General features: G+C 66.9%; 26 protein-coding genes. 10 read left to right on the forward strand and 16 right to left on the reverse strand.

What is annotated here, in order from left to right; all coding sequences use genetic code 11:
- Positions 1-506 precede the first annotated feature (506 nt).
- The 9 genes from VAPA_RS24805 to VAPA_RS24845 all read right to left on the reverse strand — a co-directional run bounded on the left by VAPA_RS24805 (position 507) and on the right by VAPA_RS24845 (position 7,741).
- A complete protein-coding gene (locus VAPA_RS24805) occupies positions 507-926 on the reverse strand; it encodes a F0F1 ATP synthase subunit epsilon (protein ID WP_021012756.1) in 420 nt (139 codons plus the stop codon).
- A 12-nt stretch (positions 927-938) separates the two neighbouring features.
- The gene (gene atpD, locus VAPA_RS24810) at positions 939-2,339 is read right to left on the reverse strand and encodes a F0F1 ATP synthase subunit beta (protein WP_021012757.1); all 1,401 of its coding nucleotides are present in this window, start codon (positions 2,337-2,339) and stop codon (positions 939-941) included.
- Positions 2,340-2,471: 132 nt separating this feature from the next.
- Positions 2,472-3,347: a F0F1 ATP synthase subunit gamma gene (gene atpG, locus VAPA_RS24815; protein WP_021012758.1), complete on the reverse strand. Its 876-nt coding sequence runs from the start codon at positions 3,345-3,347 to the stop codon at positions 2,472-2,474.
- 21 nt (positions 3,348-3,368) lie between these two features.
- On the reverse strand, positions 3,369-4,922 hold the full coding sequence (gene atpA / locus VAPA_RS24820) for a F0F1 ATP synthase subunit alpha (RefSeq protein WP_021012759.1): 1,554 nt from the start codon (positions 4,920-4,922) through the stop codon (positions 3,369-3,371).
- 48 nt (positions 4,923-4,970) lie between these two features.
- Complete coding sequence (locus VAPA_RS24825; RefSeq protein WP_021012760.1) at positions 4,971-5,501, reverse strand: F0F1 ATP synthase subunit delta; 531 nt, start codon at positions 5,499-5,501, stop codon at positions 4,971-4,973.
- Positions 5,502-5,509: 8 nt separating this feature from the next.
- Positions 5,510-5,980, reverse strand: coding sequence for a F0F1 ATP synthase subunit B (locus tag VAPA_RS24830; protein WP_007830193.1), 471 nt, complete (start codon positions 5,978-5,980; stop codon positions 5,510-5,512).
- 77 nt (positions 5,981-6,057) lie between these two features.
- Positions 6,058-6,321 carry a F0F1 ATP synthase subunit C gene (atpE, locus tag VAPA_RS24835; protein WP_007830191.1) on the reverse strand — a complete coding sequence of 88 codons (264 nt, stop codon included), beginning with the start codon at positions 6,319-6,321 and terminating at the stop codon, positions 6,058-6,060.
- Between the two features lie 60 nt (positions 6,322-6,381).
- Entirely contained in the window at positions 6,382-7,251 is an 870-nt protein-coding gene (gene atpB, locus VAPA_RS24840; protein WP_021012761.1) for a F0F1 ATP synthase subunit A, read from the reverse strand.
- 4 nt (positions 7,252-7,255) lie between these two features.
- Positions 7,256-7,741 carry an ATP synthase subunit I gene (locus VAPA_RS24845; protein WP_021012762.1) on the reverse strand — a complete coding sequence of 162 codons (486 nt, stop codon included), beginning with the start codon at positions 7,739-7,741 and terminating at the stop codon, positions 7,256-7,258.
- Positions 7,742-7,898: 157 nt separating this feature from the next.
- On the opposite strand from VAPA_RS24845, the gene VAPA_RS24850 reads away from it, so the two are divergent.
- The 4 genes from VAPA_RS24850 to lipA are packed head-to-tail and all read left to right on the forward strand — an operon-like array spanning position 7,899 to position 10,797.
- Positions 7,899-8,792: a D-amino acid aminotransferase gene (locus VAPA_RS24850; protein WP_021012763.1), complete on the forward strand. Its 894-nt coding sequence runs from the start codon at positions 7,899-7,901 to the stop codon at positions 8,790-8,792.
- Positions 8,789-9,103, forward strand: a complete 315-nt coding sequence (locus tag VAPA_RS24855; protein ID WP_021012764.1) for a DUF493 family protein — start codon at positions 8,789-8,791, stop codon at positions 9,101-9,103. The genes VAPA_RS24850 and VAPA_RS24855 overlap by 4 nt, the downstream gene beginning before the upstream one ends.
- A gap of 22 nt (positions 9,104-9,125) precedes the next feature.
- Entirely contained in the window at positions 9,126-9,806 is a 681-nt protein-coding gene (gene lipB / locus VAPA_RS24860; RefSeq protein ID WP_021012765.1) for a lipoyl(octanoyl) transferase LipB, read from the forward strand.
- A 7-nt stretch (positions 9,807-9,813) separates the two neighbouring features.
- Complete coding sequence (gene lipA / locus VAPA_RS24865) at positions 9,814-10,797, forward strand: lipoyl synthase (protein WP_021012766.1); 984 nt, start codon at positions 9,814-9,816, stop codon at positions 10,795-10,797.
- Between the two features lie 15 nt (positions 10,798-10,812).
- On the opposite strand, the gene VAPA_RS24870 is transcribed toward lipA, so the two are convergent.
- Positions 10,813-12,381: an MFS transporter gene (locus tag VAPA_RS24870; RefSeq protein ID WP_021012767.1), complete on the reverse strand. Its 1,569-nt coding sequence runs from the start codon at positions 12,379-12,381 to the stop codon at positions 10,813-10,815.
- A gap of 122 nt (positions 12,382-12,503) precedes the next feature.
- Between VAPA_RS24870 and VAPA_RS24875 the strand changes: the two genes are divergently transcribed.
- From VAPA_RS24875 to VAPA_RS24900, 6 genes are all read left to right on the forward strand, one after another.
- Positions 12,504-13,409, forward strand: coding sequence for a LysR family transcriptional regulator (locus tag VAPA_RS24875; RefSeq protein ID WP_021012768.1), 906 nt, complete (start codon positions 12,504-12,506; stop codon positions 13,407-13,409).
- A gap of 110 nt (positions 13,410-13,519) precedes the next feature.
- A complete protein-coding gene (locus tag VAPA_RS24880) occupies positions 13,520-15,052 on the forward strand; it encodes a class I adenylate-forming enzyme family protein (RefSeq protein ID WP_021012769.1) in 1,533 nt (510 codons plus the stop codon).
- Positions 15,033-16,163 (forward strand): SLC13 family permease, encoded by a 1,131-nt coding sequence (locus VAPA_RS24885; RefSeq protein WP_041946238.1) that lies wholly within the window; start codon positions 15,033-15,035, stop codon positions 16,161-16,163. The genes VAPA_RS24880 and VAPA_RS24885 overlap by 20 nt, the downstream gene beginning before the upstream one ends.
- 36 nt (positions 16,164-16,199) lie before the next feature.
- Positions 16,200-16,901 (forward strand): helix-turn-helix transcriptional regulator, encoded by a 702-nt coding sequence (locus VAPA_RS24890; protein ID WP_021012771.1) that lies wholly within the window; start codon positions 16,200-16,202, stop codon positions 16,899-16,901.
- Between the two features lie 70 nt (positions 16,902-16,971).
- The gene (locus VAPA_RS24895; protein ID WP_041946611.1) at positions 16,972-17,817 is read left to right on the forward strand and encodes a DMT family transporter; all 846 of its coding nucleotides are present in this window, start codon (positions 16,972-16,974) and stop codon (positions 17,815-17,817) included.
- 73 nt (positions 17,818-17,890) lie between these two features.
- Positions 17,891-18,214 (forward strand): hypothetical protein, encoded by a 324-nt coding sequence (locus VAPA_RS24900; RefSeq protein WP_021012773.1) that lies wholly within the window; start codon positions 17,891-17,893, stop codon positions 18,212-18,214.
- A 75-nt stretch (positions 18,215-18,289) separates the two neighbouring features.
- On the opposite strand, the gene VAPA_RS24905 is transcribed toward VAPA_RS24900, so the two are convergent.
- The 6 genes from VAPA_RS24905 to VAPA_RS24930 form a co-directional block, all read right to left on the reverse strand.
- Positions 18,290-19,333 carry an NADP-dependent oxidoreductase gene (locus tag VAPA_RS24905; protein WP_021012774.1) on the reverse strand — a complete coding sequence of 348 codons (1,044 nt, stop codon included), beginning with the start codon at positions 19,331-19,333 and terminating at the stop codon, positions 18,290-18,292.
- Between the two features lie 115 nt (positions 19,334-19,448).
- On the reverse strand, positions 19,449-20,846 hold the full coding sequence (locus VAPA_RS24910; RefSeq protein WP_021012775.1) for a HAMP domain-containing sensor histidine kinase: 1,398 nt from the start codon (positions 20,844-20,846) through the stop codon (positions 19,449-19,451).
- Positions 20,843-21,547 (reverse strand): response regulator transcription factor, encoded by a 705-nt coding sequence (locus tag VAPA_RS24915; protein ID WP_021012776.1) that lies wholly within the window; start codon positions 21,545-21,547, stop codon positions 20,843-20,845. The genes VAPA_RS24910 and VAPA_RS24915 overlap by 4 nt, the downstream gene beginning before the upstream one ends.
- A 109-nt stretch (positions 21,548-21,656) precedes the next feature.
- Complete coding sequence (locus VAPA_RS24920) at positions 21,657-22,037, reverse strand: DUF4260 domain-containing protein (RefSeq protein WP_230558932.1); 381 nt, start codon at positions 22,035-22,037, stop codon at positions 21,657-21,659.
- Between the two features lie 112 nt (positions 22,038-22,149).
- Positions 22,150-22,617, reverse strand: a complete 468-nt coding sequence (locus VAPA_RS24925; RefSeq protein WP_021012778.1) for a Spy/CpxP family protein refolding chaperone — start codon at positions 22,615-22,617, stop codon at positions 22,150-22,152.
- 42 nt (positions 22,618-22,659) lie between these two features.
- On the reverse strand, positions 22,660-23,031 hold the full coding sequence (locus VAPA_RS24930) for a hypothetical protein (protein ID WP_021012779.1): 372 nt from the start codon (positions 23,029-23,031) through the stop codon (positions 22,660-22,662).
- Between the last annotated feature and the right edge of the window lie 76 nt (positions 23,032-23,107).

The raw sequence follows: 23,107 nt of genomic DNA on the forward strand, positions 1-23,107 counted from the left end.
TCGCGGCAAGGGGATGATGCCGGCATCGACATGTCGACTCAACACTCCTTCTCGTTTGGCCCTTCGTCGGGGTTTGCGCCCTTGGCGGGCGGCCGCCGACTACTACGGCCTCTGCTGACCCCTCGCTCCACCATTCGGCGTCGGGCTTTCACCCGCAGGGCGAGGCCTCCCCAGGTAAGAACGCACTCCTTCGCCGCACAATCGCCGGATCTACACCGCCTGAGCCTTGATCACGAGAGCTTCGCGGTTACGTCCCCGCTCGCCCTGCTCGGCGTCGCCTTCTATCCAGTTCTTGTCCATCGGCTCGCAGCTTCGCTCCACGCTTCCTCTCCACACTCGGTCGCCCTCGCGCAGTTGCGCAGTTGCGCTTCGCTTCGTTCGCTATGATCAACTTACGGGAGGACTTGCACCTCCAAGAGTGAGCCCATGCCGGGCGCACACGCAAAAAAGCCGCCCGGAGGCGGCTTTTCGTGGAGCGAAGAATTCGCTTCTTCTCTCTTGTTTGCTTACTTTTTCTGGCGGTACTTGCGCAGCGCAGCAAGCTGCGCTGCCATCACGGCCAGTTCCGACTGCGCCATCGCGATGTCGATGTCGGTCTTGGCGTTCTTGAGCGCTTCCTCGGCAGCCGCCTTGGCCTGGTTGGCCTTCTCGTCGTCGAGGTCCTTGCCGCGGATCGCGGTGTCGGACAGCACGGTGACGGTGTTGGGCTGCACTTCGAGAATGCCGCCGGCCACGAAGACGAACTCTTCGCCGCCATCGGCCGTTTCGATGCGCACCGCACCCGGACGGATGCGCGTGATCAGCGGGGTGTGGCGCGGGTAGATGCCGAGCTCACCGGCTTCACCGGGCAGCGCGACGAACTTGGCTTCGCCCGAGAAGATCGACTCTTCCGCGCTGACCACGTCCACATGAATGGTGCCTGCCATGGTGATTCCTTCTTAAGCGACCTTCTTGGCCTTTTCGAACGCTTCGTCGATCCCGCCCACCATGTAGAACGCTTGTTCCGGCAGGTGGTCGGCTTCGCCGTTCACGATCATCTTGAAACCGCGGATGGTTTCGGCCAGCGGCACGTACTTGCCGGGCGAACCCGTGAACACTTCGGCCACGTGGAACGGCTGCGACAGGAAACGCTGGATCTTGCGGGCGCGGGCCACGGCCAGCTTGTCTTCCGGTGCCAGTTCGTCCATGCCCAGAATCGCAATGATGTCGCGCAGTTCCTTGTAGCGCTGCAGCGTGCCCTGCACGGCGCGGGCCACGTTGTAGTGCTCTTCGCCGACCACGTTCGGGTCGAGCTGGCGCGAGGTCGAGTCCAGCGGATCCACGGCGGGGTAGATACCGAGCGAAGCGATGTCGCGCGACAGCACCACGGTGGAGTCCAGGTGGGCGAAGGTGGTGGCGGGCGACGGGTCGGTCAAGTCGTCGGCCGGCACGTACACGGCCTGGATAGAGGTGATCGAGCCGACCTTGGTCGACGTGATCCGCTCTTGCAGACGGCCCATTTCCTCGGCCAGCGTCGGCTGGTAGCCCACGGCGGAAGGCATGCGGCCCAAGAGAGCCGACACTTCGGTACCGGCCAGCGTGTAGCGGTAGATGTTGTCCACGAAGAACAGCACGTCGCGGCCTTCGTCGCGGAACGACTCGGCGATGGTCAGGCCGGTCAGCGCCACGCGCAGACGGTTGCCCGGGGGCTCGTTCATCTGGCCGTACACCATGGCCACCTTCGAGTCCTCGAGCTTCTCGAGGTTCACGACGCCGGAGTCGGCCATCTCGTGATAGAAGTCGTTGCCTTCGCGGGTACGTTCACCCACACCGGCGAACACCGACAGGCCCGAGTGAGCCTTGGCGATGTTGTTGATGAGTTCCATCATGTTCACGGTCTTGCCCACGCCGGCGCCGCCGAACAGGCCCACCTTGCCGCCCTTGGCGAACGGGCACACGAGGTCGATCACCTTGATGCCGGTTTCCAGCAGGTCTTGCGAAGGCGACAGTTCGTCGTACGCAGGCGCCTTGCGGTGGATCGATGCGGTGAGATCCTGGCTCACTTCGCCGCGCTCGTCGATCGGACGGCCGAGCACGTCCATGATGCGGCCCAGCGTGGCCTTGCCGACGGGCACCGTGATGGGTGCGCCGGTGTTGGTCACGATCAGGCCGCGGCGCAGGCCGTCGGACGAACCGAGTGCAATGGTGCGCACCACGCCGTCGCCGAGCTGCTGCTGGACTTCGAGGGTCAGCCCGCCGCCTTCGAATTTCAAGGCGTCATACACCTTGGGCATCTGGTCACGCGGGAACTCCACGTCGACCACGGCGCCGATACATTGGACAATTTTTCCTTCAGCCATGGCGTTTCCTTCTGGATCTCAATAATGTTGCGACAGGTTCTTGCAGAAGCGTCCTTGTGCCATCGCGGGCCGCTTTTGCAAGAATGCCGGACGGGCCGGCACCCTCTTTTGGTATGACCAGTTTCCCGGCGATCAGACGCCGGCCGCAGCAGCGGCGCCGGACACGATTTCAGACAGCTCCTTGGTGATGCCTGCCTGGCGGGTCTTGTTGTAGACCAGCTTCAGTTCGTCGATCACATTGCCGGCGTTGTCGGTTGCGGCCTTCATGGCCACCATGCGCGCCGAATGCTCGGAGGCCATGTTCTCGGCCACGGCCTGGTAGACCAGCGACTCCACATAGCGCACCAGCAGCTCGTCGATCACGCTCTGCGCATCGGGCTCGTAGATGTAGTCCCACGAATGCTGGCCAGCCTCGACCTGCAGCGAGTCCGCGGCCAGCGGCAGCAGCTGCTCGACGAGCGGCTCCTGCTTGATCGTGTTGATGAACTTGGTGTAGCACAGGTACACGGCCGACAGCTTGCCTTCCGCATAGGCGTCGAGCAGCGTCTTGACCGGCCCGATGAGCTTGTCGAGATGCGGCGTGTCGCCCAGGTGGGTGACATGGGCCACCACGCGCGCACCGATGCGGTTCAGGAAGCCCAGTCCCTTGTTGCCGATGGCCACCGACTCGATGGCAACGCCCGCAGCCTGCGCTTCCCGCAGCTTGCCGGTGACGGCACGCAGCAGGTTGGTGTTCAGGCCGCCGCACAAGCCCTTGTCGCTCGTCACGATGATGAAGCCGATGGCCTTGGCCTCGTTCTTCTTCATGAACGCGTGCGTGTACTCGGGATTCGCCTTGCCCAGGTTGGCCGCAATGTTGCGGATTTTCTCGCTGTAGGGGCGGGCGGCACGCATGCGCTCTTGCGCCTTGCGCATCTTGGAAACCGAGACCATTTCCATGGCCTTGGTGATCTTCTTGGTGTTTTCCACCGATTTGATCTTGCCGCGGATTTCCTTACCAGCTGCCATGAGTGCTCCTTGTCCGGCCGATCAGGCGAACGACTTCTTGAACGCCGTGATGGCGGCGGTCAGCTCGGCTTCGGCGTCCTTGTCGAGCGCCTTGGCCTTTTCGATCTTGTCGAGCAGCGCAGCATGGCTGGACTTCAGGAACTGGTGCAGGCCGTGTTCGAACGACAGCACCTTCTTGATCTCGAGGTCGTCCATGAAGCCCTTGTTCACCGCGAACAGCGTGGCGCCCATCAGCGAGATCGGCAGCGGGCTGTACTGGGCCTGCTTCAGCAGTTCGGTCACGCGGGCGCCGCGGTCGAGCTGCTTGCGGGTGGCTTCGTCGAGGTCGGAAGCGAACTGCGCGAACGCAGCCAGTTCACGGTACTGGGCCAGGTCGGTACGGATACCGCCCGACAGGCCCTTGATGACCTTGGTCTGGGCCGACGAACCCACGCGCGACACCGAGATACCGGCGTTGATGGCGGGGCGGATACCGGCGTTGAACAGGTTGGTTTCCAGGAAGATCTGGCCGTCGGTGATCGAGATCACGTTGGTCGGAACGAAGGCGGACACGTCGCCGGCCTGCGTTTCGATGATCGGCAGTGCGGTCAGCGAACCGGTCTTGCCCTTGACGGCCCCCTTGGTGAAGGCTTCGACGTAGTCGGCGTTCACGCGGGCTGCGCGCTCGAGCAGGCGGCTGTGGAGATAGAACACGTCGCCGGGGTAGGCTTCGCGGCCTGGCGGGCGGCGCAGCAGCAGCGAAACCTGGCGGTAAGCCACGGCCTGCTTGGAGAGGTCGTCATAGACGATGAGCGCGTCTTCGCCGCGGTCGCGGAAGTATTCGCCCATCGTGCAGCCCGAGTAGGCCGACACGTACTGCATGGCCGCCGATTCGGAGGCCGATGCGGCCACCACGATGGTGTAGTCCATCGCGCCGGCCTGTTCCAGTGCGCGCACCACGTTCTTGATCGACGAAGCCTTCTGGCCGATCGCAACGTAGACGCAGGTCATGTTCTGACCCTTCTGGTTGATGATCGCGTCGATCGCCACGGCGGTCTTGCCGGTCTGGCGGTCGCCGATGATCAGTTCGCGCTGGCCGCGGCCGATCGGCACCATCGAGTCGATCGACTTGAGGCCGGTCTGCATCGGCTGGTCGACCGACTTGCGGGCGATCACGCCCGGCGCAACCTTTTCGATCACGTCGGTCATCTTGGCGTTGATCGGGCCCTTGCCGTCGATCGGCTGGCCCAGTGCATTCACCACGCGGCCGATGAGTTCGGGGCCGACCGGCACTTCCAGGATGCGGCCCGTGCACTTGACGGTGTCGCCTTCGGAGATGTGCTCGTACTCGCCCAGAATCACGGCGCCGACCGAGTCGCGCTCGAGGTTCAGCGCCAGGCCGAACGACGGCGTGCCGTCTGCCGTGGGCGGGAACTCGAGCATTTCGCCCTGCATCGCGTCGGACAGGCCGTGCACGCGCACGATGCCGTCGGTCACCGAAACCACGGTGCCCTCGTTGCGGATGTTGGCGCTGACTCCGAGGCCCTCGATGCGGCTCTTGATCAGTTCGGAAATTTCTGCGGGATTGAGTTGCATGACTCTTTCCTTCTTTCTTTGAGGCTACAAGTAGAGGGCTGAAGACCGTCAGGCCGCCAGCGCAACTTTCATTTGTTCAAGGCGCGCTTTGACGGAGGTGTCGAGCACCTCGTCGCCGACCACCACACGAATGCCGCCGATCAGTTCCGGCTCTTGCTGGACCGTGACCTGGAGCTTGCGACCGAAACGCTTTTCGAGCGCGGCCGCCACACTGGCCAGGGCCGCGGCGTCGATCGGGAAGGCGCTGTAGACCACGGCGTCGGACGAACCGCTCTTCGCGTTGGCCAGTGCCCGGAACTGCTTCGCAATTTCCGGCAGCACCGAGAAACGACCGTTGTCCAGGAGCGCACCCAGGAAGTTCTGGGCATGGGCGGCCAGTGGCGCACCGAAGACACCGGCGACCACGCCGAGAACCTGCTCGGCCGTGGCCTTGGGGTTGTCGGCGAACTGCTGGAGCTGCGGATTGGCCGCGATGGCGGCCATCTTGTCGAGCCAGACGCTGGTGCCGGCGACGTCGGACGACGAGGCCTTGAAAAGCGCCTCGGCGTAGGGGCGTGCAATGGTGGCGAGTTCTGCCATGGCTTCTATCAGAGTTCGGTCTGCAGGCGGGCGAGCAAATCGGCGTGAACGCCCGCATTCACTTCCTTGCGCAGGATCTGCTCTGCGCCCTTGACAGCCAGTGCCGCGACTTGTTCGCGCAGTGCTTCGCGCGCCTTCAGTGCCTGCTGGTCGGCTTCGACGCGGGCAGCCGCAACGATCTTGTTGCCTTCTTCGGTCGCGCGGGCCTTGGCCTCTTCAACGATGGCCTGGGCGCGACGTTCGGCGTCGGCAAGACGTTGCGCGGACTCGTTGCGTGCCTGGCCCAGTTCGGCTTCCACGCGCTTGTTGGCGGCGGAGAGTTCGGACTTGGCCTTGTCGGCGGCAGCGAGGCCTTCGGCGATCTTCGCAGCGCGGTCGTCCAGCGCCTTCGCGATCGGCGGCCACACGAACTTCATCGTGAACCCGACCAGGATCAGGAACACGATCATCTGAACGATCAGGGTACCGGTAATGCTCACTTTTCACCCTCTCTTTGGGATTGAATGCGAAGCCATTCCACAGAGGGGAACGACGACACGGGTCCGACGAGAAAGACTTACTTCGGCAGGTTGGCGATCTGAGCCAGGAACGGGTTGGCCGTTGCGAACCACAGCGCGATACCGGTGCCGATAATGAAAGCGGCGTCGATCAGACCAGCCAGCAGGAACATCTTGGTTTGAAGTTCACCCATGAGTTCGGGCTGACGTGCGGCCGACTCGAGGTATTTGCTGCCCATGATGCCGATGCCGATACATGCGCCCACAGCGCCCAGACCGATGATCAGGCCGGCGGCCAGTGCAACAAAGCTAATAACTTCCATGATGACTCCTAGAGGACTTTGGTTGAAGAGAAAACAAAAAACGAAAACGAAAACGGATGATCAGTGGTGATCGTGGGCCTGGCCGATGTAGACCAGCGCCAGCATCATGAACACGAACGCCTGCAGCGTGATGATCAGGATGTGGAAGATGGCCCAGGCCGTGCCCGCGATGATGTGGCCGATGGCCAGGCCGATGCCGGTGGCCGACAGCGACCAGGCACCGCCCATCAGCGCGATCAGCAGGAAGATCAGTTCGCCGGCGTACATGTTGCCGAACAGCCGCATGCCGTGCGAGACGGTCTTGGCGACGAACTCGATCATCTGCATTGCGAAGTTGAACGGATACAGCGCCCAGTGGTTGCCGAACGGCGCAGTGAAGAGCTCGTGCACCCAGCCGCCCAGGCCCTTGATCTTGATGTTGTAGTAGAGGCAGACCAGCAGCACGGCAACCGACATGCCCATTGTCACCGAGAGGTCGGCCGTGGGCACGACGCGCAGATAGGCATGGTGCGGGTCTTCGCCGGCGATGCCGAAGATCTTGGCCCAGATCGCCGGGAACAAATCGACCGGGAACAGGTCCATTGCATTCAGCAGGAAGATCCAGACGAAGATCGTGAGCGCCAGCGGGGCAACGAACTTGCGGCTGGTGGCGTTGTGGACGATGCCCTTGGCTTGCTGGTCGACCATTTCCACCAGCAGTTCGACGGCCGCTTGAAAACGGCCGGGAACGCCCGAAGTAGCCTTGCGGGCAGCCAGCCAGAGCAGCCAGCAACCCAGAATGCCGAGTGCGATCGAGAAAAAGAGCGAGTCGAAATTGAAAACCGAAAAATCCGCAACACCCCCAGGCTTGGAGCTTTGCAGGTGCGTCAAGTGGTGAATGATGTATTCACCCGCGGTCTGACCATGTTCCGCAGCGTTTTCAGCAGCCATTCAGTTACTCGTCTCTATGTTGCCGGCGCCGGGGCGAGAACATCACCGCCAACCAGGCCGCCTTCATTGTCACCACCAAACCGATCAGCATTGCTGGCCAGCTCAGCGCCGTTATCAGCCTTGGCGCTGCGAACAACATCGCAATCGACAAGGCCATCTTGACCATTTCCCACAGGAAGAATCCAACCACCGCAGTGCCCGGATTCAGGGAAGAAAACCGGCCGGTCAGCCCGCGTGCAAACACCGCAGCAGGAATGACCACTGCGATCGCACCGTAAGCGGCGGACCATCCCAGATTTTGCCTCCCCGTCAGTCCCCAGGCGGCCAAAGCCACCAGCAGACCGACAACCAACTGCCCCGCGATGACCCACCAGGGGGAAATCGAGGGATGCCTTGCACGCAGTTCACGCGCCTCATCGGCGGTCAACGGCTTGTATTCTGCGTCGAGGTCTTCAGCGACTTCCTCATCTTTTCGGGCGATTGTTTTCATTTCGAATGAAGCCCGGATGACGACCCAGAATTTCTACAAAGCCATTGATTATAAGTAAAAACCCAGCCCGTCCGGCCGCCTGAGCTGTCGCGTTTGCAAATCGAGGCTTCGTTGGCTGACGAGAACCCGACCTGGCGCGCGCAACCATAATTCCAGCATGCACCCTCTTACCGCCGCACTCCCCTCCACGCTCTGCTACCTCGACGGCGAATACACCGCACTCAAAGACGCACGCGTCAGCGTCCTCGACCGCGGCTTCATCTTCGGCGACGGCGTCTATGAAGTCGTCCCCGTCTACGCAGGCCAGCCCTTCTGCTTCGATGAACACATGGCCCGGCTCGATCGCTCGCTGGCCGAGCTGCAGATTGCCAATCCACTCACGCTCGCCCAGTGGCGCGACATCGTGATGCGGCTCATCGAGCCGGGCGGCGATGCGCCCCAGGCCGTGTACTTTCAAATTACCCGCGGTGTTGCGCCGCGCGATCATGCCATGACCAAGGGTGTGCGCCCGACCGTGTTCGTGATGGTGAATCCGCTGCCGCCGGTGGCCGATGCCGTGCGCGCCAAGGGCGTGGCCTGCGTGAGCGCGGCCGACTTCCGCTGGCAGAAGGCGCACATCAAGAGCACCAGCCTGCTGGGTGCGGTGCTGGCGCGGCAGATCAGCGTCGAGGCCGGCGCGGCCGAGACCATCATGTTCAGGGACGAATGGCTCAGCGAGGCATCGTCCAGCAATGTGTGGATCGCCAAGGACGGCGGCCTCGTCGGACCGCCCAAGGACAACCTGGTGCTGACCGGCATCCGCTACGGCCTGCTCGAACGCCTGTGCGCCGAGTGCGGCATCCCGTTTGCGCTGCGCCGCATTTCCCGCGACGAGGTGTTCGGTGCCGACGAGCTGCTGCTTTCGTCAGCCAGCAAGGAGGTGCTGCCGGTCGTGACGCTCGATGGCCAGGTGATTGGAAATGGCCGCCCCGGCCCCATCTATCAAGCCTTGTACGCGGCCTACCAGAAGGCCAAGCTGCACAACGCGCAAACGCAAGGAGTTCCCGCATGACCGACACCAACGACAAGATCGAAACCGCTACCGTTCACGTTCCCGATCCGCGCAAGGAATCGCTGATCGAGTACCCCTCGCAGTTCCCGATCAAGGTCATGGGCGCCAAGGCCGATGGCTTCGTGCACGCCATCACCCAGATTGCCGAACGCTTCGATCCGGTCTTCGACGCCACCACCATCGAGCTGCGCGACAGCAAGGCGGGCAACTACCTCGGCGTGACGATCACCGTCACCGCCACCAGCCGCGAGCAGCTCGACGATCTCTACCGCGCGCTCTCGGGCCATCCGATGGTCAAGGTCGTTCTCTGAGGCAGTGAGCGCCGAGCACGCCATGCGCACGGGCATCGAACTGAAATGGCTCGGCCCAGCCGACTACGCCGCCACCTACGGCGCGATGAAGCAGTTCACGCTCGAGCGCCTGCCCGAGACGCCCGATGCGCTGTGGATGTGCGAACACGCCCCGGTCTTCACGCAGGGCATTGCGGGCAAGCAGGACCACATCCTGAACCCCGGCTCGATCCCCGTCGTGCAGACCGACCGCGGCGGCCAGGTCACCTTCCACGGTCCGGGCCAGGTGGTGGCCTACCCGCTGATCGATCTTCGGCGCGCGGGCTACTTCGTGAAGGAATACGTCTACCGCATCGAGGAATCGGTGCTGCGCACGCTGGCCCATTTCGGCGTGACGGGCCACCGCGTGGCGGGTGCGCCGGGCATCTACGTGCGGCTCGACGACCCTTTTTCGCATGCCGCGCTGACCGGCCCGCTGCCCGCCGGCGACCCGTTTCGCGGCCTCGGCAAGATCGCCGCGCTCGGCATCAAGGTAAGCCGCCACGCCACCTACCACGGCGTGGCGCTCAACGTCGAGATGGACCTCGAACCCTTCTCGCGCATCAACCCTTGTGGCTATGCGGGGCTGCAAACGGTCGATCTTTCTACAATCGGGGTCCAAACCACATGGGAAGAAGCCGCCCGGGTCCTGAGCCAGAAGCTCACCACCTACCTGGCGCCTTAGCAATCCAATGAGCACCACAGAAGTCGTCCGCGACGCGCAAAGCGCCGAAAACTACAACCCGCTGGCCAAGCAGAAGGCCGCGGCCAAGCTCTCGCGCATCCCCGTCAAGGTGGTGCAGCAGGGCGAGGTGCTCAAGAAGCCCGAGTGGATCCGCGTGAAGGCCGGAAGCCCCACCACGCGCTTCTACGAGATCAAGCAGATCCTGCGCGAGAGCAACCTGCACACGGTCTGCGAAGAAGCCTCGTGCCCGAACATCGGCGAATGCTTCGGCAACGGCACGGCCACCTTCATGATCATGGGCGACAAGTGCACGCGCCGCTGCCCGTTCTGCGACGTGGGCCACGGCCGCCCCGACCCGCTCGACAAGGACGAGCCGCTCAACCTCGCGAAGACCATCGCCAAGCTGCGCCTGAAGTACGTGGTGATCACCAGCGTCGACCGCGACGACCTGCGCGACGGCGGCAGCCAGCATTTCGTCGACTGCATCAGGAACATCCGCGAGCTCTCGCCGATGACGCAGATCGAGATCCTGGTGCCCGACTTCCGCGGCCGCGACGACCGCGCCCTCGAAATCCTCAAGGCCGCGCCGCCGGACGTGATGAACCACAACCTCGAGACCGCGCCGCGCCTCTACAAGGAAGCGCGCCCCGGCAGCGACTACCAGTTCAGCCTCAACCTGCTGAAGAAGTTCAAGGCGCTGCACCCCGACGTGCCGACCAAGAGCGGCATCATGGTGGGCCTGGGGGAAACCGACGAAGAGATCCTTCAGGTGATGCGCGACATGCGCGCCCACGACATCGACATGCTGACCATCGGCCAGTACCTGTCGCCGTCGGGCTCGCACCTGCCGGTGCGCCGCTACGTGCACCCCGACACCTTCAAGATGTTCGAGGAAGAGGCCTACAAGATGGGCTTCAGCCACGCGGCCGTGGGCGCGATGGTGCGCTCGAGCTACCACGCGGACCAGCAGGCGCACGCCGCCGGCGTCTGAGAGAACCAACGCCCATCAGCGCCCGCCGGCCATCCGAGGCGAGGCGTCCCGCGCGGCCGGAGCCTGCCGGCGGCCGAACACCGCGAAGCTGAGCACCGCAGTCAGCCAGGCGCCGAGCCCGCCGTACAGCATGACCCATCCGAAGCCATGGGTCATGGCGGCCTGCAGGAGCGCAGCGGAGGCATCCGGCAGGGCCAGCGTCGCCAACGCTTGCTGCGCGCCCGCCACGTCCCCTCCCGCGAGCTGCTCGGCCAATGCGCGCAGCCGCGCCGCATCCAGCGTCGTTCCCAGCGTCGCACGCAGCGCGGCCAGGATCCCCGCCACCAGCACCAGGCCCATCACCGCGATGTTGATGGCCAGGGAGATGAGGCGCGCGCTGACGTCCATGCCCGAGGCCATGCCGGCGCGATGGGCGGGCACCGAGGCGGTGGTCATGTTGGTCGCGGGCGTGGTGGTCAGGCCCAGGCCGATGCCGGCGATCAGCGCACCGGGCAATACCGTCCAGCCGCCCAGATGCGCGAGGCCGCTGCCCCACTTCATCGACATGAAGCCCAGGCCGATCAGGAACAGCCCGGCGGGAATCACGAAGCGCGCCTGGTAGCGCAGCAGCAGCCATTGCGCGATCGGCGGCATCACCAGGAAAGGCACCGTGTAGACCAGGAGCGCCAGCCCGACGGTGGTCGTGCCGTAGCCCAGGCCGGCGGAGAAGTACAGCGGCAGGTAGATCATGAACGGCCAGTAGCTGCAGTTCATGCCGATGCAACCGAGGATGGCGCCCGAGAAGTCGCGGATGCGGAATACCGCGAAGTCGAACATCGGGTGCGGATGGAAGCGCTCGACCGCGACGAAGGCCACGAGGCCCACCACCGACACGGCCATCAGGCCCAGCGCGGCCGGGCTGGTCCAGCCCAGGCCGCCGCCCTGCGTGATCAACCAGGTGAGCCCGAGCACCGCGATGGTCAGCGTGACGATGCCCGCCAGGTCCAGCTTCTGCTGCCTGGCCAGTGGATCGCGAGACTCCGTCACGCCGGCCATGATCAGCGCCAGCCCCAGCAGCGCCAGCGGCGCATGCGCGAGGAAGACCCAGTGCCAGCTGGCCAGCGCAATGATCGCGCTGCCCACCACCGGTCCGAAACCCAGGCCGATGCCGGCCACCACGCCCCAGATCGCGAAGGCGCGGCCGCGCGCCTTGCCGTCGGGAAACTGGTGCGACAGGATCGCAATGGAGCAGATGAACATCGCGCCGCCCGCCATGCCCTGCAGGAAGCGCGCGGCAATCAGCATCGGCGTGCTGGGCGCCAGGCCGCACAGCAGCGAGGCCATGCCGAAGGCCAGCACCGTGAACGCGAACATGCGACGCCGTCCGTAGCGGTCGGCCAAGGTACCGGTGGCCATCAGCACCGTCGTGCAGGCGATGGTGTAGGCGTTCATGATCCATTGCAGGTCCTGGAAATCGGCGTGCAGCCGCGCCTCCAGCACCGGCAGGATGATCGGCACACTGGAAATCTCCAGGCCGAACATCAGCGCCGCCAGGCAGATGGCGGCCAGCGCGAGGGTGGGATGGCGGGGGGCGGAAGAGGACATCGGCGGGTCGTGAAAGAGAAGGTGGGAACGGGAGGTTCCAGGCATTCTCAAGACCCTTGTTTCATTACGCAAATGATGAAAATTCCTTTGATTCAACGATCGAATTCATTAATCTGACGGCCATGAGCTTCGACACCGGCCTCCTGCAGGCCTTCATCGCCGTCCACCAGGCCAATGGCTTCACCCGCGCCGCCGAGCAACTGCACCTGACGCAATCGGCGGTCAGCCACCAGATCCGCCGGCTGGAGGAACGGGTCGGACGCCCGCTGTTCCACCGCACCACGCGGCGCCTCAGCCTGACCGCCGACGGCGAGGACTTCCTGCGCCATGCCGAACGCATCCTGCAGGCGCAGGACGCGCTGACGCGGCACTTCCGCTGCTCGCCCATCGAAGGCACGGTGCGCTTCGGCGTGCCCGAGAGCTTCATGAGCGAGGGCCTGCCGCAGCTCTTGCGCCAGTTCTCGCGCAGTTGCCCCAACGTGAGGCTGGAAGTGAGCGTGGGCCTGACGCTCGACCTGGCCACGATGGTGCGCGAGCGCGAACTCGACCTGGCGGTGGTGGTGTCGGTCTCGGGCACGGTCGAAGGAGCGCTGCTTCGGCGCCTGCCGATGGTGTGGGCCGCGGCCGAGGGCTTCGAGCGCTCCGACGATGCCTCGCTGCCGCTGGCCTATTCGCCAACGCCCTGCGTGTGCCGCCAGGTCAGCATCGATGCGCTGAACAAGGCCGGCATCCCCTGGCACGGCGCCTTCAGCTCGCACAGCCTGCAGGACCTGCGCACGGTCGCGCTGAGCGGCCTCGCGGTAGCCACGTTCACCCGCGACAACCTGCGCCCGGGCATGGCGGTGCTGGACGAGCGCGACGGCCTGCCCGCGCTGCCGATGCTGGACTTCACTCTGGCCTACAGCGAAGGCGATGCCGGGGAGCGCAGCCCGGCCGTGGTCGAGCTCGGCCGCCTGATCGAGCAGGCTGAGTGGGCGCGCCAGGACAAGCCGGCGCGGCGGTCGCGCCGCACCCTGCGCGCGGCGTAGGGCCCCGCCCGTCGCGTGCGGCTCACCGCCAGGCCGGGGTCTTCGCTATCCTGCTGTCTGGCCAAGACGAAGGATCGATTTTGCAAACGCACCCTGCCATTCGAACTGCCATGGAGCGCGGCTTCGGCGCCATCGCCGACCTGGTTCGCCTCCATGCGCAGCACACCCCCGGCCACGCCGCGCTCGCGGACGCGCAACAGGCACTGAACTATGGCGCGCTCGACGCGCTGATGGACCGCGTCGCGGCCAGCCTGCAGCGCGACGGGCTCCAGCCCGGCGATGCCATCGCGGTCTGCGCGGCTTCCTCGGTGAACTATGCGGCGGTGTTCCTTGGCGCGTTGCGCGCGGGCGTCGCGGTCGCGCCGCTGGCGCCCGGGTCCACGCCGGCCAGCCTGGCGCGCATGATCGAGGATGCCGATGCACGCATTCTCTTCACCGACGCCTCGGCGGCCGAGGTCGTCGGCCCCGTGAAGGAAGGCGGCATCCCGCGCGTGGCGCTCGACGGCTCCGCCGCCGGGCAGGGCCTCGAGCGCTGGCTGGCCCCGGCCGGCACGCAGCCGCGCGCCGTCGAAGCGCAGCCTTCCTGGCCCTTCAACATCATCTATTCGTCGGGCACCACCGGCGAGCCCAAGGGCATCGTGCAGGGCCACGGCATGCGCTGGGCCCATGTGCAGCGCGGCGCCAAGTACGGGTATGGCCCGGACACCGTCACGCTGCTGTCGACGCCGCTCTATTCCAACACCACGCTGGTGGTGTTCTTCCCGACCCTCGCCTTCGGCGGCTGCGTGGTGCTGATGCCCAAGTTCGACGCGCTCGGCTACCTGCAGCTGGCCCAGCAGCGCCGCGTCACGCACACCATGCTGGTGCCGGTGCAGTACCAGCGCCTGATGGCGCACCCGCGCTTCGACGCGCACGACCTCTCGTCGTTCCGTTTCAAGTTCAGCACCAGCGCGCCCTTCAGCGCCGCACTCAAGGCCGACGTGCTCAAGCGCTGGCCCGGCGGGCTGATCGAGTTCTACGGCATGACCGAGGGCGGCGGCACCTGCATCCTCGAAGCGCACCTGTACCCGAACAAGCTGCACACGGTCGGCTGCCCGGCCGAAGGCAGCGACATCCGCCTGATCGACGAGGACGGCAACGAGATCCCGCGCGGCAACATCGAACTGGCCGGCGAGGTGGTGGGCCATTCGGCCGGCATGATGACCGGCTACCACCGCCAGCCCGACAAGACGCGCGAGGCCGAGTGGTTCGATGCCACCGGCAAGCGCTTCATCCGCACCGGCGACGTCGGACGCTTCGATGCCGACGGCTTCCTGACGCTGTTCGACCGCAAGAAGGACATGATCATCAGCGGCGGCTTCAACATCTATCCGAGCGATCTCGAAGCGGTGCTGCGCGGCCATGCGGCCGTGGCCGACGTGGCGGTGATCGGCGTGCCTTCGGAGCAGTGGGGCGAGACGCCGGTGGCCTTCGTGGTGCGCCGCGAGGGCGACGGCACCGCCGCCGACGCACTGCTGCGATGGGCCAACGCCCAGCTCGGAAAAACCCAGCGCCTGGCGCGCCTGAGCTTCATCGACGAACTGCCGCGCAGCGCCATCGGCAAGGTGCTCAAGCGCGAACTGCGTGAACTTGCCGGCCGCTGAAGCACAGGCGGCAGCGCCGTCCGAGCAGGGCGGCGGCAACGGCCTGCTGTGGCTGCTGGCTGCCGTCGCGCTCTTGTTCGCCTTCCTGCGCCCGCGCGCGCCGATGGACTGGCTGAAGCTGGTCGACTGGCAGACCGTGGGGGCGCTGGCCGGACTGCTCGCGATCACGCAGGGGGTGGAGAAAAGCGGCATGCTGCAGGCCGCCGCGCAGCGCCTGCTCGCGCGCACGCACAACCAGCGCAGCCTGGCGCTGCTGCTGACCGCCAGCGCGGCGTTCCTGTCCGCGCTGGTGACCAACGACGTGAGCCTGTTCCTGCTGGTGCCGCTGACACGCGTGCTCGCCAACCAGGCCCACCTGCCGCTCGCGCGGCTGGTGGTGCTCGAGGCGCTGGCGGTCAATGCGGGCTCTGCGCTCACGCCCATCGGCAATCCGCAGAACCTCTATCTGTGGCATCGCTCGGGCGAGAGCTTCGTCGCCTTCACGGGGATGATGCTGCCGACCGTGGCCGTGATGCTGTTCTGGCTCTTCGCGGCGGCCTGGCTGCTGGTGCCGCGCACGCCCATCGCGCTCAAGCCCGAGACCGAAGCCGCGCCGGTGCAGCCGCGACTGCTGGCATTGGCGGGAGCTCTGTTCGTCGGCTTCGTGGTCGCGCTCGACCGGCACTGGCTGCTGGCAGGCCTGGGCGTGGTGTTCGCGGTGTTCCTGGTGTCGTATCCGCGCGTCCTGCGAGACATCGACTGGACGCTGCTCGCGATCATTGCGCTGATGTTCGTTGACCTGCGCCAGCTGGCCGAGCTGCCGGCGGTCCAATCGCTGCTGAACCTCTGGCCCATTACCGAAGGATGGCGCGCCTACCTCGCCGCCATCGTCGCCTCGCAGCTCATCAGCAACGTGCCCGCGGCAATCCTGCTCGACGGCCATGTGCGCGACCTGCCCGCGCTCGCCGCCGGCGTGAGCGTGGGCGGCTTCGGCTGCGTGCTGGGCTCGCTGGCCAACCTGATCGCGCTGCGGCTGGCCAAGTTGCCGCACGGGCTGCGCGAGTTCCATCGCATCAGCATCCCGTTCCTGCTGGTGTGCGCGGCCTCGGCGCTGCTGCTGCGGCTGGGGTGACAGGCAGGGAGCGCCGCAGGACAATAGCCCCTCTTCATGCCCCAGCCCGCCACGCCCACCCTTTCGCTGCGCAACTACGGCGCCTCGCGCGGCAGCCATGCGCATGACCACTTCCAGGTGCTGATCGGCCTCGAGGGCGTGCTGGAGATCGAGGTCGAGGGCCGCGGTGCCGGCGTCGGCGCCGGCCAGGCGCAGGTGGTCGCGCCGGGCGACCGGCACGACTTCGAAGCGCGCGGCAGCGGCAGCATGTGCCTCGTGCTCGACACCACGCATGCGCGCTGGGCCCGGTGTGCCGAGCGCGCGCCGGCCGACCTGCCGCAGCTGCATGCGCTGGCGCGCTATCTCGCGCACTGCATGAAGCAGCCGCAGCAGTTCGCGCTCGCGCTGCAGCAGGGCCCCGCGCTGTTGCTGGAAGCCTGGAGCCCCGCGCCTTCCCTGCCGCACAAGCGTCGCCGTCGCATCGAGTGGCCGGCGCTCGCGGCGTGGGCCAGGGCCCGGTGGCACGAGCCGCTCACGGTCGCCGACCTGGCCACGGTCGCCTGCCTGAGCCCCAGCCAGCTCGCGCAGCGCTGCCGCGAGGAACAGGGCATGAGCGCGATGCACTGGCTGCGCCGGCTGCGGCTGGCGCATGCGCGCGAACTGCGGCTCGAAGGCGTCGGCGTCGCGGAAACCGCGCGCCGCACGGGCTACCGCTCACCCTCGGCGCTCACCGCCGCGCTGCGCCGGCTCGACTCCTGACGGCAAGACCGTCGTTTCGCGACGACGCACCGGCGCTGCGCGACGGCCGGCCGGGTTAGCCTCTTTGTTCATGTCGCCCACCTTCCACGCCCTGCTCGCGATCGCGCTCTGGGCCACGCTCGCCTCGCTCGGCACCGCCCTCTCGCACTTGCCGCCGTTCCTTCTGACCGGGCTCGCGCTGATCATCGGCAGCGTGCCGAGCTGGCCGCTGGTGCTGCGCGACCGCGCGGCCTGGCGCGTGCCGCCGCGCGCGCTGGCCCTGGGCGTCTACGGCCTGTTCGGTTTCCACTTCCTGCTGTTCATCGCGCTGCGGCACGCACCGCCGGTCGAGGCCAACCTCGTCAACTACCTGTGGCCGCTGTTCATGGTGGTGCTCGCGCCGGTGCTGCTGCCCGGCGTGTCGCTGCGGCCGCTGCACGTGGTGGCAGCCCTGCTGGGCTTCGCGGGCGCGGCGGTCGCCATCCTCGGCACGCGCAGCGGCGGCGGCACAAGCGCGCTCCAAGGCTACTGGGGTTTCCTGCCGGCGCTGGGCTCGGCCTTCATCTGGGCCAGCTATTCGCTGTGGACGAAGCGCGTGGCGGCCTTTCCGACCTCGGCCATTGGCCTGTTCGGGCTGGTCTCGGGGGTGCTCTCGCTGGCCTGCCATGCCGTGCTCGAAGCGCCGGTCGCGCTGTCCGGCAAGGACTGGCTGCTGCTCGTGCTGTGCGGCCTCGGCCCGCTCGGCGCGGCCTTCTTCGTGTGGGACATGGCGCTCAAGCGCGGCGACCCGCGGCGCATCGGCATCCTGAGCTATCTCACTCCCTTGGGCTCGACGGCGCTGCTGCTGCTCGTGACCGGCCGGCCGCTGACCTGGACCATCGCGCTGGCCGCCCTGCTCATCATCTCGGCGGCCGTCATGGGCACGCGCGCCCGCTGAGTGGTTCCTGTCCGACGGAGCCGCGCGTTTTTATGGCTAGAGTGGAGGTTCAGGAAAAAAGGAGCCCCCACTCATGGAAGACAAGAACAAGAACGAAGATTTCGAGGTCACGCCCAAGCTGGTGTTCGACCTGAACCTGGCGCTGTACCTCGACCTGGTGGCCGCACTCGAGGGCGCGGGCGCCATCACCTACCGCCAGATGGCGGCGCGGGTGCTCAACATCAGCATGGACGCGCGCGCCGACGGCGAAACCGGCCTCGCAACGGCGCTGGAAGGCGTTGCCAAGGGCTTCGCCGGCCAGGGCGGCGGCCTGTCGATCGAACTGCTGAAGGCCGCGCGCAGCCTGCGCGAGGACGATGCGATGGGCGACATCCCGATGCGGCCCGACGAAGGCTGAACCGCAGCGCCCCCCGGAGAGAGACCTGGGTTGTCGCCGGGGCCCGGCTTGCGGCCAGCCGTTCGACGCCTGCGCTCAGGCCTCGGCCACCTGCAGCACCAGCTTGCCGAAGTTCTCGCCGCTGAAGAGTCGGTTCAGCGCCTCGGGGAAGGTGTCGAGCCCCACGACCACATCCTCCTTGCTCTTCATGCGGCCATCCTTGAGGTAGCCGGCGAGTTCGGCCACGGCAATGGGGAAGCGGTCTGCATAGTCGAACACCACGATGCCTTCCATGCGCGCGCGGTTCACCAGCAGGCTCAGGTAGTTCCGCGGGCCGGCCGCGGGCATGCTGTTGGCGTTGTTGTACTGGCTGATGGCACCGCAGATGATCACGCGGGCCTTGCGCGCGAGCCGCGCCAGCACCGCGTCGAGGATCTCGCCGCCGACGTTGTCGAAGTAGATGTCCACGCCCTTGGGGCAGTGCGCCTTGAGGCCGTCGCGCACGGCAGCGGCGCCGGCCTTGTAGTCGATGCAGGCGTCGAAGCCCAGCTCCTTCACCACCCAGTCGCACTTGGCCTGCCCGCCGGCGATGCCGACCACGCGGCAGCCCTTGATCCTGGCCAGCTGCCCGACCGTCTGCCCCACGGCGCCCGCGGCACCGGAGATGACCACGGTTTCGCCCGCCTTGGGCTGGCCCACGTCCATCAGCCCGAAGTAGCCGGTCATGCCCGGCATGCCGAGCACGTTGAGCCACTGGTGGATGATGCCCGCGCGCAGGTCGATCTTGGCGAGTCCGCTGCGCTTGATCTCCTCCTTGGGAACGAGCATGTATTCCTGCACGCCCAGCGTGCCGTAGACCGTGTCGCCGACCGCGAAGTCCGGGTTCTTCGAGGCGATGACGCGGCCGATGCCGCCCGCGCGCATCACGGCGCCGATTTCCACCGGCGCGATGTAGCTCTTGGCATCGTTGAGCCAGCCGCGCATGGCGGGGTCGAGCGAGAGCGAGAGCGTCTTGACCAGCACGCCGCCGTCGGCGGGTTCGCCGACCGGTTCGGTCGTGAACTGCCAGTGTTCGCGCGTTGCCGCGCCCTCGGGCCGCTTGGCGAGCCTGACCTGGTGATTGACGGGCGTTGGGGCCATGGGAGGTCTCCTTGGAAAGGTCGTTGTTGCGGCGCCATGCTAGCGGCGCGCGGCGCTGCAGCCCGTAGCGCAGGCGACAGCACCGCGCCGGCACCCAGCCCGGTCCGGTGGCCGGTCAGGCCAGACGGACGACGATCCGCAGGCCCGGATTCGCGTTGCGCACCGCGAGGCTCCCGCCGTGTGCCTCCGCGATCAGCCGGCAAAGGTACATGCCCAGCCCGACGCCGCCGGTGGCACGCTGGCGCGCGCCGTCGGTGCGGTAGAACGCCTCGGTCAGGCGTTCGAGCTGGGCCTCGTCGACACCGGGGCCGTGGTCGCGGACCTCGATCTCCACCCCCTGCGCCGGCCCGTCGACCACGGCGCGCAGCGCCACGCAGGGCGGACGGGGCGCATCGGTGCTGTAGCGCAAGGCGTTGTCCAGCAGGTTGCGCACCAGCAGGCGAATGCGCATGCGGTCGACGGCGTGGGGGGGCAATCCCTCGGCAAGATCCAGATGCACGTGCTGGGCGCCCGGCATCTCGGCCGCGACTTCGCGCACCAGCGCCGCCAGGTCCACAGGCTCGCGCTGCAGCGCCACGTGGGGGCTCGCGAGCCGCTCGCTCTCGAGCAGGTCGCTGATCAGGTCGCGCATCTCGTTGAGGTCGCGCAGCAGCGCCTCGCGCTCGGCCTGGCTTTCGGGCGTGACCGGCAGCAGCTCGGCATTGAGCCGGGCGCGCGTGAGCGGCGAGCGCAGCTCATGGCTCAACGCCAGCAGCAGCCCGCGCTTGGCATCGAGCATGGCCTGGATGTCGTCGGCCATGGTGTTGATGTGCTCCGCAAGGTCGCCGAGGTCGTCGTTGCGGCGGATCGGGATCGGTTGCATGAACTCGCCGCGGCCGAAGCGCTGCGCGCCTTCGCGGATGTCGATCAGCGGCCGCAGCAGCCGGCTGACATAGGCATAGCCCAGCACCATGAGCAGCAGCAGCGCGCAGAGCGTGGCCCAGCCGACGACGCGCGGCGCGAGCTGCCAGAGCCTGGGCGACCAGCCGAAGATGACGCGATGACCGTCGGCCGTGGGGCGGATGAACCATTTGTCGCTCCACGGCTCCTCGTCGCGGTCATGCATCCAGCCGCCGCGGCTCTGGACGCCGCCGGGGTTCGAGTCCCAGTTGACCTTGGGACCGGTGATGCGGATCGTGATCGGCAGCCGGTTCACCAGCGCCTGCGCGCGCGCGACGTCGGGCGGCGTGCCGATCTCGGCGACGAGCCGGTCGGCATAGTCGACCAGCATCGGCTTGGCGGCCTCGGCCCAGCCGGTGGAAAAGGACTTCTTCATGCCGCCCATGAACACGGCCGCCATCACCAGCGCCAGCATCACGAACATCATGACCAGCCGGATGCGCAGCGAGCGGCGCCAGCGGCGCTTGCCCTGCACCTTTTCGTGCCACTGCGCGTGCCATTGCCTGTGCAGCTCTTCGCGGCGGCATGCGATCTCGCGCAATGCCTCGCGGAAACCCCGCCGCCGAAGCCTCATGCGGGCTCGCTGCGCGCCACGGCCAGCGCATAGCCGGCGTTGCGCAGCGTCTTGATGCAATCCAGCGGCTCGAGCTTCTTGCGCAGGCGGCTCACCACGATGTCGACCGCCCGGGTGTAGAGCTCGGCTTCATGGCCGCGCAGGCGGTTCAGGATGTCGTCGCGGCTGAACACCTTGCCGGGCTCGGCCGCCAGCAGCGCCAGCAGCTCGAACTCGGTGCCGGTGAGCTCGACGCGCTCGCCGTGGCGCAGCACCTGGCGCCGGTCGAGGTCGATCGACAGCCCGTCGAACACGCGGTGCTGCGTGCCGTTGCCGTTGCCGTTGGCGGCCGCCGGCGTGCTGCGCTGGCGGCGCAGGATGGTCTGCACGCGCGCCACCAGCTCGCGCGGCTCGAAGGGCTTGGGCACGTAGTCGTCGGCGCCCAGCTCGAGGCCGACCACGCGGTCCATCACCTCGCCGCGCGCGGTGAGCATCACGATGGGAATGTCGCTCTCCTTGCGGATCTCGCGGCACAGCGCGAAGCCGTCCATCTCGGGCAGCATCACGTCGAGAATCGCCGCGTCGTACGGGCCCGCACGCAGCTTGGCGAGCCCTTCGCTCGGGCGCACCGCGTTCTCCAGCGTGTAGCCGAAGCGGGCGAAGTAGGTGGTCAGCGGCGCGGCGAGATGTTCGTCGTCGTCGATCAGCAGGATGCGCGGCATGGCGGGATTGTGCCTCCTGGCGAACAATTGGCTGACGATCAGGCCCGCGGGCATTGCACCGCCGTTTCCGTCCGCTGCAAGGCGCGCCACCGCGCGGCCTTCGCTGCGCTCACCACGGATCGGCCCGTCCGATGCGGCCCAGGTGCGTCGAGCCGAAGCCCGCGCCGTACTTGAGGCCGTAGCCGAGCGCGCGGTCGAGGCCGATGTGGGCGCACCAGATCAGGCCGCCGGTCACGGCCCACGGGATGGCCGCGAGCGCGCCGACGGCCAGCAGCACGATGGCGCCGAGGTAAGAATGCGTGGCGTTGTAGAAGGCGGCGCCGATGCGCGGCCCGGCCAGATAGCCCAGCATCGCGAGATCGGGTGCCAGCAGCCAGAGCGCGAACACACCCCAGCCGGCACCGAACTGCGCGTAGGCGGCCAGCGATGCGGCGAGCACCACCACGCCTTCCACACGCAGCAGCATGCGCACGCCGCCCGCCGCTGGCACTGCCTGGTCGTGGGATACCGCGGAACCGGCTTCGCCGGGCCGCAGGTATCGCCCCCTTGCAGGGGGTTGGCGAAGCGACACGAAGTGCGCAAAGCCTGGGAGTGAGCCAAGCCTAGCCATGATGGCCCCAGCGGCGGCCGCCGCGATCCATGAAGTCGCGCACCTTCTGCTGCTGCGCTGCATTCAGGCTGTCGAAGAAATCGGCGGCGGCCGCGATGATCTCCGGGCTGCCGTTGCGCACGGCCGCGGTCTTCTCGTCGACGAGCCGCGTGGCGGCGGCCTGGTCGAGCTTGTTGCCCGCGAACAGCGCCTTGAACTGCGAACGCGGATCGCCCGAACCGCCTGCACCGCGCATGGCTTCGCGCTGTGCCTGCAGCTTCTCGGACAGCACGGCGAGCTTCTGCTTCTGCGAAGCGTCGAGTTCCAGCTTGCTGCCGACGCGCTCGACCATCTTCGTGCGGAACTCGGCGGAGTCGCCGCCGCCCCAGCCGTGTCGATGACCGGCGCAGCCGGCAATGCTGCCCGCCACCACCGCAAGGCCGGCGAAACCGAAGAGAGTGCGTTTGATCCAGTGTTTCATGATGTTCCTTGCGGCCCCAGGGGTGCCCTGTGGGCGTGGGTCTTAGAGCTTGTTGCTGTTGCCGGCCGCTGCGGCACGTGCATCGACGGGGTTCTGCATGGTCGAGACGACCTTGCTGTTCACGCGCGAGCCCGAGGTCACGTTCTGGTCGGGTGCGGCGGCGGTGCGCATGGCTTCGAAGACGACGCCCGCGCGGTCCCTGGAAACGGCCATGGTCTCGGCGCCGCGCGAACCGCGCACGACGTTCTGGTCCGGTGCGGAAGCCTCGCGAGCGGCCTCGGCGTTGACTTCGGCGCGGCTCTTTGCCGAGGTGAGCGGCTGGACGCCTTCGTAGGATTCAGCCTTGGCGCCGGCTGCAGCGAGCAGCGCGAAGGAGCCGATGGCAACGACTTGGGTCAGGGAGAGAGATTTCATGATCAGGCCTTTCTGTGGTGGAAGAGGAGACCTGATGGTGCTTGCCGCGGCGCGGCAAGTCCTTTCGCCGCAGTTT

This window comes from Variovorax paradoxus B4 (genome assembly GCF_000463015.1).
In the GTDB taxonomy this organism is placed as follows: Bacteria; Pseudomonadota; Gammaproteobacteria; order Burkholderiales; family Burkholderiaceae_C; genus Variovorax; species Variovorax paradoxus_E.

What these genes read in the sequence shown, in the direction of transcription:
- VAPA_RS24905 (WP_021012774.1), bottom strand. Translation starts at nt 19,333, where the DNA reads ATGGCCCCAACGCCCGTCAATCACCAGGTCAGGCTCGCCAAGCGGCCC.
- VAPA_RS24890 (WP_021012771.1), top strand. Translation starts at nt 16,200, where the DNA reads ATGCCCCAGCCCGCCACGCCCACCCTTTCGCTGCGCAACTACGGCGCC.
- VAPA_RS24850 (WP_021012763.1), top strand. Translation starts at nt 7,899, where the DNA reads ATGCACCCTCTTACCGCCGCACTCCCCTCCACGCTCTGCTACCTCGAC.
- VAPA_RS24870 (WP_021012767.1), bottom strand. Translation starts at nt 12,381, where the DNA reads ATGTCCTCTTCCGCCCCCCGCCATCCCACCCTCGCGCTGGCCGCCATC.
- atpA (WP_021012759.1), bottom strand. Translation starts at nt 4,922, where the DNA reads ATGCAACTCAATCCCGCAGAAATTTCCGAACTGATCAAGAGCCGCATC.
- VAPA_RS24930 (WP_021012779.1), bottom strand. Translation starts at nt 23,031, where the DNA reads ATGAAATCTCTCTCCCTGACCCAAGTCGTTGCCATCGGCTCCTTCGCG.
- lipB (WP_021012765.1), top strand. Translation starts at nt 9,126, where the DNA reads ATGCGCACGGGCATCGAACTGAAATGGCTCGGCCCAGCCGACTACGCC.
- atpE (WP_007830191.1), bottom strand. Translation starts at nt 6,321, where the DNA reads ATGGAAGTTATTAGCTTTGTTGCACTGGCCGCCGGCCTGATCATCGGT.
- VAPA_RS24875 (WP_021012768.1), top strand. Translation starts at nt 12,504, where the DNA reads ATGAGCTTCGACACCGGCCTCCTGCAGGCCTTCATCGCCGTCCACCAG.
- VAPA_RS24805 (WP_021012756.1), bottom strand. Translation starts at nt 926, where the DNA reads ATGGCAGGCACCATTCATGTGGACGTGGTCAGCGCGGAAGAGTCGATC.
- lipA (WP_021012766.1), top strand. Translation starts at nt 9,814, where the DNA reads ATGAGCACCACAGAAGTCGTCCGCGACGCGCAAAGCGCCGAAAACTAC.
- VAPA_RS24895 (WP_041946611.1), top strand. Translation starts at nt 16,972, where the DNA reads ATGTCGCCCACCTTCCACGCCCTGCTCGCGATCGCGCTCTGGGCCACG.
- atpB (WP_021012761.1), bottom strand. Translation starts at nt 7,251, where the DNA reads ATGGCTGCTGAAAACGCTGCGGAACATGGTCAGACCGCGGGTGAATAC.
- atpD (WP_021012757.1), bottom strand. Translation starts at nt 2,339, where the DNA reads ATGGCTGAAGGAAAAATTGTCCAATGTATCGGCGCCGTGGTCGACGTG.
- VAPA_RS24855 (WP_021012764.1), top strand. Translation starts at nt 8,789, where the DNA reads ATGACCGACACCAACGACAAGATCGAAACCGCTACCGTTCACGTTCCC.
- VAPA_RS24825 (WP_021012760.1), bottom strand. Translation starts at nt 5,501, where the DNA reads ATGGCAGAACTCGCCACCATTGCACGCCCCTACGCCGAGGCGCTTTTC.
- VAPA_RS24910 (WP_021012775.1), bottom strand. Translation starts at nt 20,846, where the DNA reads ATGAGGCTTCGGCGGCGGGGTTTCCGCGAGGCATTGCGCGAGATCGCA.
- VAPA_RS24880 (WP_021012769.1), top strand. Translation starts at nt 13,520, where the DNA reads ATGGAGCGCGGCTTCGGCGCCATCGCCGACCTGGTTCGCCTCCATGCG.
- VAPA_RS24915 (WP_021012776.1), bottom strand. Translation starts at nt 21,547, where the DNA reads ATGCCGCGCATCCTGCTGATCGACGACGACGAACATCTCGCCGCGCCG.
- VAPA_RS24925 (WP_021012778.1), bottom strand. Translation starts at nt 22,617, where the DNA reads ATGAAACACTGGATCAAACGCACTCTCTTCGGTTTCGCCGGCCTTGCG.
- VAPA_RS24900 (WP_021012773.1), top strand. Translation starts at nt 17,891, where the DNA reads ATGGAAGACAAGAACAAGAACGAAGATTTCGAGGTCACGCCCAAGCTG.
- atpG (WP_021012758.1), bottom strand. Translation starts at nt 3,347, where the DNA reads ATGGCAGCTGGTAAGGAAATCCGCGGCAAGATCAAATCGGTGGAAAAC.
- VAPA_RS24845 (WP_021012762.1), bottom strand. Translation starts at nt 7,741, where the DNA reads ATGAAAACAATCGCCCGAAAAGATGAGGAAGTCGCTGAAGACCTCGAC.